Source organism: Sutterella seckii (genome assembly GCF_009183815.1).
Classification (GTDB): Bacteria; Pseudomonadota; Gammaproteobacteria; order Burkholderiales; family Burkholderiaceae_F; genus Sutterella; species Sutterella seckii.
In genome coordinates, this window is sequence record NZ_WEHX01000052.1 from 1 (window position 1) to 16553 (window position 16553).

Here is a 16553-nt window from a genome sequence, read left to right on the forward strand (position 1 = left end):
CTGAACCCCGATGAGTTTCTGAATCGTCAGCTCAAAACGAGTCTGCGGGTGAAGGGGCCGAAGAATCACGAAGAAACGCTCGAGCACGCAAAGGAGATCTCCTCCACCTTCAAAAGTCAGAAGACCCCTATTCGCGCCTGTTTTACGAATGAGAGTACCCTCTATGCACAGGCGGCCTGACCCCAAGCGCCACACAGCACCATCCGTCAACTATTAAATACCTTTGTTAATAATGCCCCCGATAATACTTTCTCATCTGTGAGGGGAAATCCCTTGCAATTAAAGTCCTTCCCTTGGAAGGTTCCGGCAGACAGAAGCTGTTTGGCGATGGTCTCTGTCTGTCATTTCACTCAAGTGCTTCCTGCAGGGGATTCCCCGGCGGGAAGACTAGCAAATTTTCGAACATGAAAATGAAGATGACTCTTGCTGCTCTCGCAATTCTCGGCGCCTTTGCCGGCTCTGCCGCCGCTGCTGACGTGACGCTCTACGGCCTCGTCGACTACGGCTTCAGCTATGAACATACCGACGGCGACACCGCCGCGGATGCCAATGACTCCTTCCAGATGAAGTCCGGCCAGAACAGCGGCTCGCGCTTCGGCGTGAAGGGCGCGGAAGACCTCGGCAACGGCCTCAAGGTCGGCTTCGTCCTTGAGAACGGCTTTGCCGGCGACTCGGGCACGTTCTCGACAACGAACAAGCTCTTTGACCGCGAAGCCCAGCTCAACCTTTCGGGCGCCTTCGGCACGATCGCCTTCGGCCGCATGGGCCAGCTCGCGAGCGCCAACGGCTCCTTCGGCCTTCTCGGTCAGACCTCGCCCTTCTCTTCGGGCTGGGGCGACTCGATCGGACAGAAGTTCGTCACCGCTGACGGCTGGACGCGCTTCGACAACACCATCACCTATGCCACCCCGGACTTCGCCGGCTTCAAGGTGTACGCCCAGTATTCGCTCAAGAACAGCTCGACTGAAGGCGGCGACGAAGGCAAGTCCTCCGCCAACCGCTACTACGGCATCGCCGCCACCTACAAGGCCGAGAACCTCTACCTTGTCGGCATCGTTGATTCGATCAACCACGGCAAGCAGATGTACTTCGGCGGCACCGGGTACAACTACACCTACGACGCCGACCAGCTGACGGTAACCCTCGGCGGCAACTACGACTTCGGCGTCGCCAAGGTCTATGCCATGGGCCAGTACTTCCAGAACGCCATCGCTGTTGGTCAGAAATACATCACCGATTCCAGCTTCGGCAAGTTCGGCTACTCCTTCGGCGACACTGCCGGCTGGGAAAGCGCTGACGGCTACGGCCTCGCGCTCGGCGTCGGCGTTCCCGTCCTCGGCGGCACGGCCAAGGCTCACGTCGGATACATGGATGCTGAAGCCGCTGAAGACAGCAGCAGGAAGCTCAGCCGCTGGAACGTTGCCGTCGGCTACGACTACAGCCTCAGCAAGCGCACTTCCGTCTACAGCGCCGCGGCTTACACCAAGGACGACAACACGGATTACTCGGGTCTTGAACCCTCGTCCGTCGAAGTCATCGCCGGCCTGATCCATCGCTTCTAATCATTGAACGGCATGTCCCGGGTTTGAAGAGCCTTTCCAGGACATGCATTTCCTTCCTGCCCGCCCGAAGCATTGCACGTGCCCCGGGCGGGCTTCGTTTTGACGTCACCCGGAGTCGCCGAACTGCCGTAGAGAAAGGTCGCAAACCGAAATTTGATTTCGCGAAATCCGCACGTTTATTAGGGAAAGGAACGATAGCCGTCTCCCGTGCCGCAACTCTAGGATGACTCCAATCATCGGGCGATCCTCAATCGCCCCGAGTTCAAAGGAAAGGAGAACATCATGTCCGGCATTTCCCGCCGCGAATTCGCGCGCTTCACAATTCTCTGCGCAGCGGCAGCCACTGCGCCGATGGCCGCCCACGCCTTCGGCGGACCGTCAGGCGCCGCCACGATCTACAAGAACCAGGGCCACCTCGGCGAACTAATCACGAATCCCTACAAGATTGCTCCGCTCACGGCCATCATCCGGAACGGCGGCTATGTTGTGAGAAATGCCAAAGTTCGCATTAATCCGAAGAAGGACGGTCAGGAAATCGCCTACGCCGTCTCCGACGCGCAGGTCCTCACGCACGGCGGCATCCCGGTCTTCGGCCTCTATCCGGACTACCGCAACACCGTTGAGATCACCTACGACCGCATCTACAACGGGAAAACCGAACACTTCACGGACAAGGTCTTCATCCGCACGCAGCCGGTCTACGGACTCGTGCCCTTCCCGAAGGCCGAAGTGAAGAAGGCTGCCGAAGGGAAATTCGCCGACCGCCTCTACTACATCAACAACATCGGCGGCAACAACAATACCCGCCATGCCGTCTGGAACAACCCTGAAGGCGGGGCTCTGCAGTGGTCGTCCTATCCCCTCAACATGGTGATCGACACCAGGGGCGAAGTCCGCTGGTTCCTCTACCCGGAAGGCATCTACGACGTCGATTCCCTCTATGACGGCGGCATCATGATGGGCCTCAGGCAGAACGACGACGGCGCCATCACCTGGGGCTACGGCCAGCACTACGTCAAGTACGACATCATGGGCCGCGAAATCTGGAACCGCCGGCTGCCCTACGGCTACAACGACTTCAGCCACACGATGGACGCCGCGCAGAACGGACACTATTTCCTGCGCGTTGCCTCTTCTAACCTGAAGCGCCTTGACGGCCGGAACGTCCGCACCGTGCGCGACATGATCATTGAGGTCGACGCCAACGGCACCGTTGTCGACGAGTGGCGCCTCTGGGACATTCTGGATCCCTACCGCAATACCGCCATCAAGGCGCTCGACCAGGGCGCCGTCTGCCTCAACATCGATCTGAAGCTCGCCGGGAAGACGCTTTCCGACGAGGAACTCCAGAAGCTCGATACGGAAGCGCATTTCGGCGACATCGTCGGCACGGGCCCGGGCCGCAACTGGGCGCACATCAATTCCGTCGACTACGACCCGACCGATGATTCGATCATCCTCTCCTCCCGCCATCAGTGCGCCGTCATCAAGATCGGCCGCGACAAGAAGGTGAAGTGGATTCTCGGCGCCCCGCGCGGCTGGAAGAAACCCTGGAGCGACGCGCTCCTCACGCCGGTCGACGCCAAGGGGCAGCCCCTTTCCTGCGACGACGCCTCCTGCTCGAACACGAATTTCGACTGGACCTGGACGCAGCACACGGCCTTCCGGATCGACAGCAAGTCGGACAAAAAGGTCATGTATCTTTCCGTCTTCGACAACGGCGACGGCCGCGGGTTCGATCAGCCGCCGCTTCCCGACATGAAGTATTCGCGCGCCGTCATCTACCGCATCGACCAGGAAAGGCGCACGGTCGAGCAGATCTGGGAATACGGCAAGGGAAAAGGCCACGAGTGGTTCAGCCCGGTGACGAGCCTCGTGGAATACATGCCCGACAAGGATTCCATCGTCACCTACGCCGCGACGGCAGGCGCCAACTACGACCTGAAGACGGGCGGCCTCACGTCGGCGCCGAACCCGTACCTCGACGAATTCGAATGGGGTTCGACCGTGCCGGCGGTGGAGATTCAATTGAAGAACACCACGGGCTACCAGGCCTTCGCCTTCGACGTCCATAAGGCCTTCAACGGCGTGATCCGCTAATACCTCCGCAAAACAGGAAAAAGCCGCGCCTCCTTCATCGGGAAGCGCGGCTTTTTCAAGGCTCGAGAACAAAGCTCCTTCGGACCTCCGGATCACCCGGCGGTCCGAAGAGAGGCGTCAGACGATTACTTCAGGTCCTTGGCAGCCGTTTCCGCAGCGACAACGCCCGAGACGATTGCCCAGGAGTTCATCATCGCGGTCATGGAGTCTGCGCCATTGGCGCCGCCCACCACGCAGCCCGCACCATAGAGGCCCGGGATGGGTTTGCCCGCCTTGTCGAGAATCCTCATGCCGCCGTCGGCCTTGAGGCCGCCGAGCGTCGTCTGGTAGCGGACCTTCTGCTCAACGATGTGGTAGGGACCAACGCCCAAGCCGCCCGTGATGCGGCGGTTGAAGTCCTTGTCGGCGCCGGCCTTCACCATTTCATTCCAGTGAGCGACCTGCGCTTCAAGACCCTTCGGGTCGATGCCCATCGTCTTCGCGGCATCCTCAAGGCTGTTCGAAACCGCCATCACCGGACGGCCGTTGTTGACGATCTTCGTCCACTGGTCGAGCGAAGCGGCATCAGGCACGAGCTTGTCTTCAAGAGACTTCGCGACGTACTGCTTCCAGGCGGCCGCATCCATCACGATGTAGGCGATCGATCCTGGCTGCTCAATGGTCTTGTCCGTGAGGACGCCGAGACCCGCGTTTTCATCGACGAAGCGCTTGCCGTCGCGGTTGACGTAGATGGCGCCCGACTTCTTCATCGTATCGGTCGAGGATGCAGTCGCTGCAAGGCCGTGATGCGGACGCGTTTCAACGCCCTGCGGGTACATCTTCACAAGATCGAGGTTGATCGTGCCTGCGCCGATCTTCGTTGCCATCTTGAAGCCGTCGCCCGTTTCGCCGTCAACGCCGTAGAAGAGATAATTCTTCATCTTCGGCGGGAGCATCGACTGGTCGGCGCCGTAGCCGCCCGAAGCGAGAATCACCGCCTTCGAGGTAAGTTCAACGGTGTTCCCGGCGGCATCCGTCGCCTTCACGCCGATCACGCGGCCCGACTTGTCGCGGATGAATTCCTGCGCGCGGGTTTCAAGCATGAGCTTCCCGCCCATGCCGAGGAACTTGTCCTTCATCAGGTGAAGGAAGTTGACCGAGCGGCCCTTGACGCCGAGCTGACGGTTCGCGGAGTGGTCCGGATACTGCGTTGCGGCAGGACCGTACGGAATCTTCATGTCGTAGATGAGCCAGTCGACAACGCCGCCCACCTTTTCGGTCACCATTTTGACGAGAACCGGGTCGTTCCTGTTCTTGCCGACGCGGAAGATGTCCTTGTAGGCAAGTTCAGGCGAATCCTTCGTCTCATGCATCACGTCGCGCTGGTATTTCGACCCCGTCGCGATGAGGGTGCCGGCATTCAAAACCGTCGCGCCGCCGATGGTCGGCATCTTTTCAATGAGGATCACCTTCTTGCCGAGGGTTTCGGCCTTGACGGCAGCGGAAATGCCCGAGCCGCCGGCACCGACCACGACGATGTCGGCATTTTCCTTAATGACCTTCTTCGCGGCCTTCTTGGTCACGACGGCAGCGGCAAACTGCGCCGGGTCGCCGCCCGCAGCGCGGATCGCGTTCGCAACAGCGCCTTTGATGCCGTTCGAGGTCATCGTGGCGCCCGTCACGGCATCAACGCCGGTCGACTGAGCCTTGACGATTTCGCCGGGCATGCGCGCGAGCGCGGCGTCCGAGATGCCGGCCGTTTCGGAGTGCTTCACGACCTTCACGTCGGCAATGTGACCGCTCTTCACAGTCATTTCAACGACCACGGCGCCGTTCCTGCCCTGGCCTTCACCCGTCCAGGTGCCGTCCTTCAGGGCAGCAGCGGATGCGGTGGCGGCAAGCACGCTGCCGAGGGCGAGCGCAATGCCGAGTTTGGCGAATTTCTGCATTTTTTCTCTCCTTATATCTGAAGGCATCACGGAAGCCTGGAGAGCTGCATTTCCCTCCCGCCGCCGCGAATGCCTCATTGATATGGTGAGCACGATAGTCCTTTGTGAGTACCTCTGACAAGATGCGTCTTTGCTTTAGGCCAAGTGTTTTCGTGCAAGGGTTTCCTCTCAGAACGATGCAGATCAAAGCCCCCCGAACTTGTCATCGTTTTGTCATATTTTCTTAGTCCGGCTGTCATGCGGCCTACCGACAATCCGCGCTGTCCTTAAACCATTTCTCTCAAAAACCAAACCTCCCTGAGCGAGGTCAGCAACCTATGGACAGCTACTATCTCGTGATGCTCGCCTTCCTCGGTGTCATCGCAATCATCGACCTCTTCGTCGGCGTCTCGAACGACGCCGTGAACTTTCTGAATTCCGCGCTCGGCTGCCGGATTGCCAAATTCCGCACGACGATGTGGGTGGCGACGGCGGGCGTGCTGCTCGGCGCCACGTTTTCGTCCGGCATGATGGAGATTGCGCGTTCGGGCGTCTTCAATCCGCAGATGTTCTCCTTTGCGGAAATCATGGTGATCTTCTTCGCCGTCATGGTGGCGGACGTGATCCTGCTCGATGCCTTCAATACGCTCGGGCTCCCCACGTCGACCACCGTTTCGATCGTCTTTGAGCTCCTCGGTTCCGCAATCGCCGCCGCCTGCTTCAAGCTCGTCGCCGACGGGGCGTCCCTCACCGAAGTCGCCGGCTACATCAACAACTCCAAGGCGCTTGCGATCATCTCGGGCATTCTGATTTCCGTGGTGGTCGCCTTCGTCTCGGGCGCCGTCATTCAGTACATTGCCCGCCTGATCTTCTCCTTCCGCTTCGAAGGCGCTTACCGCAAGGTGGGGGGCGTCTATGCGGGCCTTGCGTTCACGGCCATCATCTACTTCCTCGTCATGAAGGGCGCGAAGGGCGCTTCCTTCATGCGTCCGGAATGGATCGACTGGATCAACGCCAATACGACCGTCATCCTCGCAACCCTCTTCATCGGGCTCACGATTCTCTTCCAGGCGTTCATCAGCCTCTTCAACATCAACGTCTTCAGAATCATCATCCTCGCGGGCACGTTCTCGCTCGCCTTCGCGTTTGCCGGGAACGACCTCGTGAACTTCGTGGGCGTTCCGCTCGCCGCCTACGATGCCTACCGCGAATGGGCGGCCTCGGGCACGGCTGACAGCGCCTTCATGATGGGCGGGCTCCTGAAGCCCTCCACGGCCCCGACGGCCTTCCTTCTCTTCTCGGGCCTCGTGATGGTGCTCACCCTCTGGTTCTCGAAGAAGGCGCACCGCGTCATTCAGACCTCCATCAACCTTTCCTCTGCGCAGTCAGGCGAACAGGAACAGTTCGGCGCATCGCTTCCCGGCCGCATGATCGTGCGCGCCTCGATGACGCTCGGGAAAGTCATTCACCAGATCATGCCGGGGACGCTTTCCCGCGCGCTCGCAAGCCGCTTTGAGCCCGCGCCCGTTGCGGAGGGGACAGAGCCTCTTCCCTTCGACTACGTCCGCGCTTCGATCAACCTCGTCCTCTCTGCGATTCTGATTGCCTCGGCCACATCGCTCAAACTCCCGCTTTCGACCACCTACGTCACCTTCATGGTTGCGATGGGTTCGTCCTTTGCCGACGGCGCCTGGGACCGCGAAACCGCCGTCTACCGCATTTCGGGCGTCCTCACGGTGATTTCGGGCTGGTTCATCACGGCGCTCTGCGCGAGCACGCTCGCGGGCATCGTCGCAACGCTCGTCTTCTTCGGCGGCGAAATCATGGCGGTGATCCTCGGGCTTGCGGCGATTGCGCTTCTCGTACGCTCGAACCTCAAGGCGAGCCTCTCGGACGACTCGCTCGTCAAGCAGAGCAGCGTCCGCTACGATGCCCCGACCATCCGCACCATGATCGACGAGAAGGCGCCGGAGAATCTCCGCCGCTCGATCGAGCTCTGCCGCAAGATTCTCGAGGGCCTCCTCTCCGACCGCGAATCGGCCTTGAGAACTGCCAAGTCGGATGCCTCGGAATTCTTCGACGACCTCTCGGCCGCCCGCGGCATCTACTACCGCATGGCGCTCTCCGACAAGAAGCCCTCTGAAGCCGATTTCGACGCCCGCTACTGCTACTTCCGCGCGTTCACGAACATGCGTGAAGTCGGCCGTTCGCTCCAGGGCCTCGCGAAGCTCGCCCTCGACCATGTCGCGAACCGCCACCGCATTTATGAAGGGCGCCTTGCCGATGATCTCAGAACGCTCGTCGGTCTCCTTGAAGCCATGAGCAAATCAGAGAACGGCAATCCCGACATTTCGGTCTTCCACGCCAATGCCCAGAAGGCGCTCCAGGCCATCGACCGCCTGCAGACTGAGCTCCTTCGCGCCATTCCGGCCGAAGGCATTTCGATCAGAGGTTCCGAACTCTACCTCACCTTCCTTCTCTTCGCCCGCGAACTCATCAATCACTATGAGATCACGGCGATGATCCAGACGAAAGTCAACGCGCTAGCGGAAGAAAGCTAAGCGCCTCGACATCGCCCTCTAAACATCTCTCTCCTCCGGCCGGCGTTGATTTCAAAACGCCGGCCGTTTTTTTCTATGGCGCCTGATAATAGGCTTGGGGCTATTGTTTTTATAGATATCTAAGTATTTGAATTATATATAAACGCTCCCTAAACTTTCAACCATCAGGAGGAGGAGCGATGAAAACGCATCCCCTCAGACCCCTCAAAACAACCAGAAAGGAGAACACCGCCATGGCTGAAGAACTCCTCAGAGACCGATTCACGGATCTGATGGCGAAGTTCACGGCGTACTTCGGCAAGCACCTGCCCGACGACGTCATGAAGAGCCTCACGGAAATGCGCGCCGAACAGACGACCGACATTGCCAACACCATCTACGACGCCATGTTTACCGATATGGCGCTCGCCAAGAAGAACAACGTTCCGCTCTGCCAGGACACGGGCGTCATTCAGTTCTTCGTCAAGGTGGGTTCGCGCTTCCCGCTCCTCGGCGAAATGGAAGAGTGCCTGCGCGAGGCGACGAAGCGCGCGACGAAGGATGCGCCCCTTCGCCACAACGCCGTGCAGATCTTCGACGAGAAGAACACCGGCAACAACACGGGCGTGCGCATTCCCTGGATCGACTGGCAGATCGTTCCCGATTCGGACGAAGCGGAAATCTGCGGCTACATGGCGGGCGGCGGCTGCTCGCTCCCCGGTGCGGCCAAGGTTCTGATGCCGCTCGAAGGCTATGAAGGCGTCGTCAAGTTCGTCTTCGACATCATGACGGAACGCGGCATCAATGCCTGCCCGCCGCTTCTTCTCGGCATCGGCATTGCGGGCTCGGCGGAAGTCGCCGCCACGCTCTCGAAGCGCGCCCTCATGCGTCCGGTCGATTCGCACAACAGCAACCCGACGGGTGCGGAATTCGAAAAGCTCATCAAGGACGGGCTCAATGAACTCAACCTCGGGCCGGGCGGCCTCACGGGCAAGGGCACGGTGATGGGCGTCAACGTCGAACAGGCTGCGCGCCATCCCTCCTGCATTGCGGTCGGCGTTTCCACGGGCTGCTGGGCCCACCGCCGCGCCACGATCCGCGTTCATGCGGACATGTCTTATGAATTTCTTTCGCACAAGGGAGTGACGCTGTGAGCACCAAGACGCTGACCACCCCGATCAGGGATGAAGACCTCGAAGACATCAAGATCGGCGACATCCTCTACCTCGACGGCTATCTCATCACGGCCCGCGACCAGGCGCATCACCGCCTCGTGAAGCTCGGCCGCAAGCTCCCCGTGGATCTTAAGGGCAAAGCCATCTTCCACGCCGGTCCGATCATGGTTCCGACGAAGGAAGCGAAGAGCGGCTGGAAAGTCGTTTCGATCGGTCCCACGACCTCGATGCGCATGGAAATCTTCGAAAAGGAATTCCTCGCCGAAACCGGCGTGAAGCTCATCGTCGGCAAGGGCGGCATGGGTCCCAACACGACCGCGGGCTGCCGGGAATCGAAGGCCATTCACTGCGTCTTCCCGGGCGGCTGCGCCGTCGTTGCCGCGGAATGCGTTGAAGAGGTCGAGGACGTTCAGTGGCCCGAACTCTGCATGCCCGAATCCATGTGGGTCATGCGCGTGAAGCACTTCGGGCCCCTCATCTGCTCGATCGATACACACGGCAACAACCTCTTCGAAAAGAATAAGGCCGTCTTCAACGAACGCAAGGGCCCGATCGTTGAGCGCATCAGCGCGCTCGTCGACTACCAAAAGTAATCGTTTTCCGCTGTCTGCATTCTTTCCTTTTCAAAGCCGGCCGCTCTCTTTCGGGGAGCGCCGGCTTTTTTCTCATGCGCCGCGGTATTGACGGGAAGCATCAGCCGCGCTCAAACCGCTCTTTGGCGACTTCCCTCATCACATCAATCAGCGCACGCGCCGCTTTGGAGAGATACCGGTCGCTGCGGTAGGCCGCAATCACCGTCCGGGGCGGGACTTCGGGCGAAATGCGGAAGCACCTCAACGCATCCGTCACGCGCGACCGCCGGGCAAGCGTTTCCGTCGTGAGCGTGATGCCGAGTCCGGCGCTTGCGAGCGCGAGCGCCGCAATCATGGATTCGCTCTCGAGCACCACTCTCGGCGCCGCATTCGTGCGTTCGCAAAGCTCATGAAAGAGCCGGTTCATCTTCTGTCCCTTCTTGATCACGATGAAGGGCTCGCGGTCCATCTCGAAAAAATCGAGCATTGGATATTCATCTCGTCCCGTTGATGGGTGCTTCCTGGCAATGGGATGATTCGGGCTCATGGCAAGAAGAAGCGTCTCCTTGTAGAGCTCCGTCATTTCAAGCCCTGCCGGATGGTAGAGCGGCGCAATGACGAGGGAAAAGTCCGTGGCGCCCGACAACGCAAACTCCTCAAGTTCCTTCGTACGTCCTTCCGTCACGGAGATTTCTATGTTGGGAAAGCGCTTTCTGAAAACCGGAAGCACTTCCGAGAGGGAAAAGGTCTCCCGGTAGTCGGACGCGCCGATGCATACGTGGCCCCGCACGCCTTCATGGATGTCCGCCATCTGCTTGGCGCAGGTCTCCCTGAGCTGCTCGATCTGTCTTTCTGTTTTGAGAAAAAGTTCTCCCGCCGGCGTAAGGCGCAGAGGCTTCGCCGCGCGGTCGACGAGCGTCGTTCCTGCCTCGGTCTCCAGACGAAGCAGAAACTGCGAGAGCGAGGGCTGCGAAATATCGAGCGCCTGAGCGGCCTTCGAAAAGCTCCCTTCAGTGAGAAGTGCGGTGAGATAGCGGCAGGTATTGGCAGACATATCGGGGAGAAGTTTGTAATGCGATGAAAGGAGCTGGGAAGCCCGGGGAAACTGCAGCAGCAGCGCCTATTGCTTTCTGGCCGCCTTCCGTTTGGCCTGTCTTTCCTTTCGCGCCTGTCGGCGCTGCGAAGCGGTTGATACCGCATCGACCTTCTTTGTCGTCTTCTGAACCTCCTCTTTTTTCTCCTTCTCTCTCATCTCAGCCTGAGCGGGCAGAGAAATAACGAAGAGCGAGAGGACTGCGGGAAGAGCCTGGCGTCGAGAATACATCGGGAATCCAGAGAGCTTGGAGCGGGAGCAGGAAGTCCGGGGTTAATGACATGGACCACCCACTGCATCGAACCCGTTCGAGCGAATGGGCGCGACAATAGGTGTATCTACCTCGAATACCGCAGGAGGCCATGCCATGACAAAGAAGCATACTCAAACAACGCTTGATGTTTCCATCGAATATGCCGTGATCGGGCTGGACCTCGCCAAATACGACGTTTCCCTGGCGGCGGTTACGCTCAACGAGGGTGAAGTTATTCTGATCGACCGCGTGACTTACGCCGAGCTCTACGAGATCGCCGATAAACTCTCGCCGACGTTATTTGCTGTTGAGCCGTGCAATGGCTACTCGCAACTTAACCTTGAACTTGAAGCTCGCGGCCATGAGATGCGCGTAATCAGCGGCAAAGCCGTCAAGATGTGGATCGACACACATATGTCGGGCCAGAAAACCGACATCAATGATGCGCTTGCACTAGCCCGATTGACTGCCGATCCGGATCTTCGGCCTATTCGCGCCAAATCGCTCGAAGAGTGCCGCATCATGACGGTGCAGGGCGTACGGCAACAATTGGTAGGGCAACGGACGAAGACAATCGTCAGCTTCAAGGGATTTGCTCAGGCCTGGGGGATTGGCATACCGGCCGGCAGGCGCAATCTCAAGAAGATGCGTGAGGCTGTGGAAGCTAAGGCCGAACTGATGGGCGCTGCGGCTGTCTCTGCTCTGACCACGATGCTTGATCGCGTGAAGACGCTCGATGATCAAATTCATCAGCTCGACAAGGATCTTGAAGCACTGGTCAGCGCTAATGCGAACGGCAGGCTGCTGAAGAGCGTCATGGGCGTCGGCACTCAGATTGCCGGCCGATTCATCACGGTTGTCGGCGATGTAAAGCGGTTTGAAAAACCCCGCTCGCTTGTTGCCTACATCGGGTGCGTGCCGAAGAATTTCATTACGGGGCATGTGAATAAGCCTAGGCAGAAGAAGAGCTCAGCTCCGGATCTGAGCAGCAAGGGCCAGGGACGAATCAGCCGCCGCGGCGACAAATTGCTGAGATCCCTGCTGATGCAGGGGGCGGCCTGCATCTACATGCAGTACTGCAAGAGGCAGCTGCCCGACTGCCAGCTCACGAAGTGGATTGACAAGCAGTTGGCGGTGAGAAAACCCTACGGCAAGATCATGGTGTCGCTGGCGGCGAAACTCATCCGGATCGCATGGGCGGTGCTCTTCTACGGCGAAAAATTTGACATTCACAGAGCGGGAGTCCCCCGCTCGGTGCTTGCGGCTATGGCCGGCCAATCCAGCAATGAGGATGCCGCAGCCGCCTGAGGCATCGGCAATTCCATAACTAATCGCGTGAAATGAGAAACCCTTTTCTGTAAGGCTTGTCCAACAGCTATTTCGTATGGATTGCACTTGTTGCATGGCAGTTTATTTTGGCAAGGACAAGACTTCTGATGAGTTCATTTTGGTCAGGGCATGCAAGCATGCAAGCCGACAGGCCTGAGAGATTAACGGAAGCGGCCTCTCTCGTTGATGCGTGATTACTGGGACTGAAATACTGCCGGCAATAATCAAATGGACAGTGAGCGGATTAGCCGATGAAGGGTCGCTAAGTCCGAATGCGGGTTGCGCTTCGCTTGTCGCATTCGCACATAGCGACATTGTATCGGCGGAGGCTCTGTCAAGCGGCTTTCGACGGCATATGCTCCGCTCGGCCTGACGGCCGTGCTCGCTATTCCACGACCGCTTGACAAGATTAGGCTCAGTGCCTGAAGGCACCAGGCCGATACTGCCGCCGGCTGCCGCAATAAGGCGCTCGACTGACTCAGTACCCGCAATCTTGCTCCAAGCTCGCGCGTTACCGTTTTTTCTTTGAGAGCTTGACAAACGTGGGTGGTCCAGAGATCCATATGGAGAGGACATCCATGTGAGAAGCTCCCGCCCGGGCGCGCCGAACGGGAGCTTCTTTATTTTCGCATATAGATCCGTCTGCGCTCACAAAGAGAAGCGCCGACGGCTCAAGTCCGCGCTCATTAGAGGAAGACAATGCGCATGAGGATCATGCCGATGAAGGCCATGAGGACGGAGTTGAGCATCAGCACCGGCCAGTACTTCTTCGGAACGTCGGCGACGCCGAGGAGACGCCCCATGTACTGAATCTGCGAAGCCATCAGAATGAAGGCCGGCGCAAGAATCGTGATGTCATGAGGCTGGAGCGTGCCGTGGGACGCGAGGCTCGCCGCAACGCCGACGCCGGCGCCGCAGGAAAGCCACGTGGCAAGAAGCACCGTGATCGCTTCGCCCGGGAGTCCGAAGAGACCCATGAGGCCCCCGCAGGTTTCGCCGAGGAAATCCATCACGCCGAAGAGGCGCAGGATCTGCGTGAGGACGAAGGCCATCAGCACATTGGGCAGCAGGCTGTACAGAACAATGTTCAAGCCCTTCCTGACGCCAGCGATGAAGATGTCGAAAGGATTCTGGGAGGCCGGCTTGCCTGCGGCTTCATTCTTCTCATTAGCGGTCATTTTCGAAATCCTTGCGGTAAATTGTCGAGAGAACGGTGCGGATAAGTGCGCCGCCAACAAACTTCAGCACGAGAATGATGACCATCGGTCCCCACACAGGGCAGAGGAAGAGCGAGAAAAGCGCCGAAACCGTGGTGTAGTAGTTGCTGATGCAGCCCGCGCCCGCATACTGCCAGGCGCAGATCGTCACGAGGTTCTTTCTCGTGATGCGCTTTTCGTCATAAAGCGCGCGCGTGAGCGCCGCGCCGCCGTCCGTACTCTGAAGGTCGGTGATGAGCGCAAGGCCCGTATAGCCCGGCACGCCGAGGAGGGGCTTGAGGAGCGGCGTCATCAGAACCTGAGCCGCACGCAGAGCGCCGTAGTGCGAGAGCACTTCGATGAGGCCCATCGCGAGCATCACGCCCGGGAAGAGCGAAAGCGCAAAGAGGAAGCCGCCGCGGGCGCTGTCGCCGCCCGTGCCGACGAAGTTGCCGTTGGCGCCGGCAACCGTGCCGTATTTGCCGATGAGCGTGGTGAAGTCGAAGGCGCCGAGCCACTTGTAGGCTTCAGGCATCTTGTAGAAAACGCCCGAGAAGATGACGATGGCGAGCAAAAGCGCGATGTAGGCGCCGATGCCGACCTTTTCATGCTTCGGCGACGAGGCCGGGGAAGCTTGAGGATCAGTCATGATTATCCCTGAGGAAGTTTGGAAGGTTCGCGCGCCTCAATCCGGACTTGACGATCCGGACCCGCGCACGGCTTAAAACCTCATCTTCCTCAGAGAGAGCACGCTCACTGGTCGAAATCAAGCGATTTCTGCCCAGCCATCCGTCCCGAAACATTCACCAATGCCTGAATGCACGGCAATCCGCCCTCTTCCGTGATGGAAGATAAGAAGTCGCCACAATTGTATGGAGATGTTTCTATTCTTATGGAGGCAGATTGGGCTATCAGGATTGATATAAATCAAAACTCACAGTTTTAGTGACTCTTAGTCACTGTTCATCAATCCTGCTCCGATCAGGCCTTTCCGCCTCCGAAGAGACCGGAAAGCTTTGCGAAGAAGCCCTTCTCTTCATAGGGCTCGCATTTGAAGGACGTCACGCCGTAGCCGGTGGGCGCAATCGCTTCGCGAAGGAGCCGCTCGTCAACCGGGCGCTCGGTAATGATTTCCGCGAGCTTCTTCTTGTGGGAAGCTGAAACCTTTTTGACGTCCATTGCCTTGCGGATCGTGCTGCAGATGTGCTCCTCGCACATGCCGCAGGCCATGCCGTCAATGCCAACCGTTGTCTTGAACATTTCTGAACCTCATCATCCCGGAGGCCGCATTGAGCCCCTATCTTGATAATGATTTTCAATTTTAGTGCATCGTCCACACGCCGGCGAAATTCAAGAATTCTCCTGCTGTCCTGGATCAGAAAAAAGGCGCGCCGGCCTCATTGAAGCCGTGCGCGCCTTTTGGATCAAGCTGGTTAAAAATCAACCGACCAGAATATTCATGACCCAGAGAGAAACGATCGCGGTGATGATCGGCATCGCCATGATGAGCGGAATGCGCGAACCCTTGATGCCGATGACGCCGAGGCAGCGGCCCATGTACTGAACCTGCGAGCCCATGAGGTAGATCGAGGGCGCGAGAACCGCGATGTCGTGACCCGTAATGGTGCCGTGGTCGAAGAGCGCCACGGCGACGCCTACGCCGCCGCCCATCGACATCCAGCCGCCGAGAAGCACGGTTGCGGCTTCGCCCGGAAGCCCGAAGATGCCCATGATCGGGTCGAGCGCCGTGCCGATCAGCTTCAGAAGGCCCGAATGATCAAGGATCTTGATGATGACGAACGCCATCAGAACGTTCGGAATGGTGGAGGTAACGGCGATCTGCCACCCCTGAACCGCGCCCTTGACAAAGATGTCTGTCACCATAGGCTTGGCATTTTCATGTGCGGACATAATTGAACCTCCTAATATTTTTCTTTGAATTAAGCCTTACGGGACTTGCGGATCAGAATGAGGCGCATCAGGTTGGTGGAAAAAACCTTGCCGAGGAGAATGATACCTAAGCAGAGGCCAAGACTCACGGGCACGGCAGGCTCGCCGTTGGCGGCAAGAAGCGTGAAGAGCACGGCGCCCGAAGAGAAGAAGTTCGTGATGCTCGCGTCGGCCGTCATCTGGAAGGTCGCGAAGAGCGTCGTTTCGTTTTCGTCGATTTCGCCTGCGTCCTTGAGCTGCCGCGTAAGCGCGGCGCCGCCGTCGGTCGACTGCAGCGACGCGATCATCGCGAGCGCCGTGGATCCGGGGGGGCCGAGGAGCGGACGCAGAACGGGCGTAAGCATCTAGCGCGCTGCGCGCAGGGCGCCGTAGTGCTCGAAAATCGTGATCATCGCCATCGCGAACATGATGGTCGGCACGAGCGACAGCGCGAACATGAAGCCGTCAATGGCGCCCGAACCGCCTTTGCCGCGGAAATTGGTCATCGCCGCAGCGATTTCGCCGTTCTTTTCGGCGACGCTCCCGACCACCTTGCCGAAGGCGCCGTTCAGGGTTGTAAAGTCGAAAATGCCCCACCAGTTGGCGGTAGCGGCGACGCCGGAGAAAAAGATGACGGCGAAAAGAAGCGAGATGTAGCCGGAGATCCCGGGAGCCTCAGCATGAGGCTGCTGAGCTGGTGTTGGATTGGTCATGAGAGAAACTCCTTTGGGTGGTGCGGTGGTTTGAGCCTTTCGGAGGAGAATTGAATTTCCGCGGGTTTCGGGCGTTTGCCGCCTCTTATTAACATAGGCACAAAATAGTTGTCAAGCGGCTACGGTTATGTTATAATTGATAAATGAGTTATGGAGATAAAACCACCACAACCCTCGACGGCCG

Annotated in this window: 15 protein-coding genes; 7 read left to right on the plus strand and 8 right to left on the minus strand. The window is 58.8% G+C overall.

Annotated elements, in window-relative coordinates:
- The 3 genes from GBM95_RS12680 to GBM95_RS07845 form a co-directional block, all read left to right on the plus strand.
- A partial coding sequence (locus GBM95_RS12680) for a hypothetical protein (RefSeq protein ID WP_226963225.1) occupies positions 1 to 180 on the plus strand: 180 nt, incomplete at its 5' end.
- Between the two features lie 236 nt (positions 181 to 416).
- Positions 417 to 1562: a porin gene (locus tag GBM95_RS07840; protein ID WP_319643766.1), complete on the plus strand. Its 1146-nt coding sequence runs from the start codon at positions 417 to 419 to the stop codon at positions 1560 to 1562.
- Between the two features lie 282 nt (positions 1563 to 1844).
- On the plus strand, positions 1845 to 3662 hold the full coding sequence (locus GBM95_RS07845) for an aryl-sulfate sulfotransferase (protein ID WP_152158584.1): 1818 nt from the start codon (positions 1845 to 1847) through the stop codon (positions 3660 to 3662).
- Between the two features lie 125 nt (positions 3663 to 3787).
- Here GBM95_RS07845 and GBM95_RS07850 read toward each other — a convergent pair whose 3' ends face one another.
- Positions 3788 to 5590 carry an FAD-dependent oxidoreductase gene (locus GBM95_RS07850; RefSeq protein WP_152158585.1) on the minus strand — a complete coding sequence of 601 codons (1803 nt, stop codon included), beginning with the start codon at positions 5588 to 5590 and terminating at the stop codon, positions 3788 to 3790.
- A gap of 317 nt (positions 5591 to 5907) precedes the next feature.
- On the opposite strand from GBM95_RS07850, the gene GBM95_RS07855 reads away from it, so the two are divergent.
- The 3 genes from GBM95_RS07855 (at position 5908) to ttdB (ending at position 9877) form a co-directional block, all read left to right on the plus strand.
- Positions 5908 to 8130 carry an inorganic phosphate transporter gene (locus GBM95_RS07855; protein WP_152158586.1) on the plus strand — a complete coding sequence of 741 codons (2223 nt, stop codon included), beginning with the start codon at positions 5908 to 5910 and terminating at the stop codon, positions 8128 to 8130.
- Positions 8131 to 8363: 233 nt separating this feature from the next.
- Positions 8364 to 9263 carry a L(+)-tartrate dehydratase subunit alpha gene (gene ttdA / locus GBM95_RS07860; RefSeq protein ID WP_152158587.1) on the plus strand — a complete coding sequence of 300 codons (900 nt, stop codon included), beginning with the start codon at positions 8364 to 8366 and terminating at the stop codon, positions 9261 to 9263.
- On the plus strand, positions 9260 to 9877 hold the full coding sequence (ttdB, locus tag GBM95_RS07865; protein ID WP_152158588.1) for a L(+)-tartrate dehydratase subunit beta: 618 nt from the start codon (positions 9260 to 9262) through the stop codon (positions 9875 to 9877). The genes ttdA and ttdB overlap by 4 nt, the downstream gene beginning before the upstream one ends.
- A 100-nt stretch (positions 9878 to 9977) precedes the next feature.
- On the opposite strand, the gene GBM95_RS07870 is transcribed toward ttdB, so the two are convergent.
- Positions 9978 to 10910, minus strand: a complete 933-nt coding sequence (locus GBM95_RS07870; protein ID WP_152158589.1) for a LysR family transcriptional regulator — start codon at positions 10908 to 10910, stop codon at positions 9978 to 9980.
- 406 nt (positions 10911 to 11316) lie between these two features.
- Here GBM95_RS07870 and GBM95_RS07875 point away from each other — a divergent pair, with 406 nt between their 5' ends.
- The gene (locus tag GBM95_RS07875; RefSeq protein ID WP_152158590.1) at positions 11317 to 12510 is read left to right on the plus strand and encodes an IS110 family RNA-guided transposase; all 1194 of its coding nucleotides are present in this window, start codon (positions 11317 to 11319) and stop codon (positions 12508 to 12510) included.
- Between the two features lie 707 nt (positions 12511 to 13217).
- Here GBM95_RS07875 and GBM95_RS07880 read toward each other — a convergent pair.
- The 6 genes from GBM95_RS07880 to GBM95_RS12690 form a co-directional block, all read right to left on the minus strand.
- Complete coding sequence (locus tag GBM95_RS07880; protein WP_152158591.1) at positions 13218 to 13709, minus strand: YjiG family protein; 492 nt, start codon at positions 13707 to 13709, stop codon at positions 13218 to 13220.
- Positions 13699 to 14376, minus strand: a complete 678-nt coding sequence (locus GBM95_RS07885; protein WP_152158592.1) for a nucleoside recognition domain-containing protein — start codon at positions 14374 to 14376, stop codon at positions 13699 to 13701. Before GBM95_RS07885 ends, GBM95_RS07880 begins: the two co-directional genes overlap by 11 nt.
- A 332-nt stretch (positions 14377 to 14708) precedes the next feature.
- A complete protein-coding gene (locus GBM95_RS07890; protein ID WP_139687407.1) occupies positions 14709 to 14987 on the minus strand; it encodes a heavy-metal-associated domain-containing protein in 279 nt (92 codons plus the stop codon).
- 180 nt (positions 14988 to 15167) lie between these two features.
- On the minus strand, positions 15168 to 15638 hold the full coding sequence (locus tag GBM95_RS07895; protein WP_139687408.1) for a YjiG family protein: 471 nt from the start codon (positions 15636 to 15638) through the stop codon (positions 15168 to 15170).
- A 29-nt stretch (positions 15639 to 15667) separates the two neighbouring features.
- Positions 15668 to 16021 (minus strand): hypothetical protein, encoded by a 354-nt coding sequence (locus tag GBM95_RS12685; protein WP_226963226.1) that lies wholly within the window; start codon positions 16019 to 16021, stop codon positions 15668 to 15670.
- Entirely contained in the window at positions 16022 to 16369 is a 348-nt protein-coding gene (locus tag GBM95_RS12690; protein WP_226963227.1) for a hypothetical protein, read from the minus strand.
- Positions 16370 to 16553: the final 184 nt, after the last annotated feature.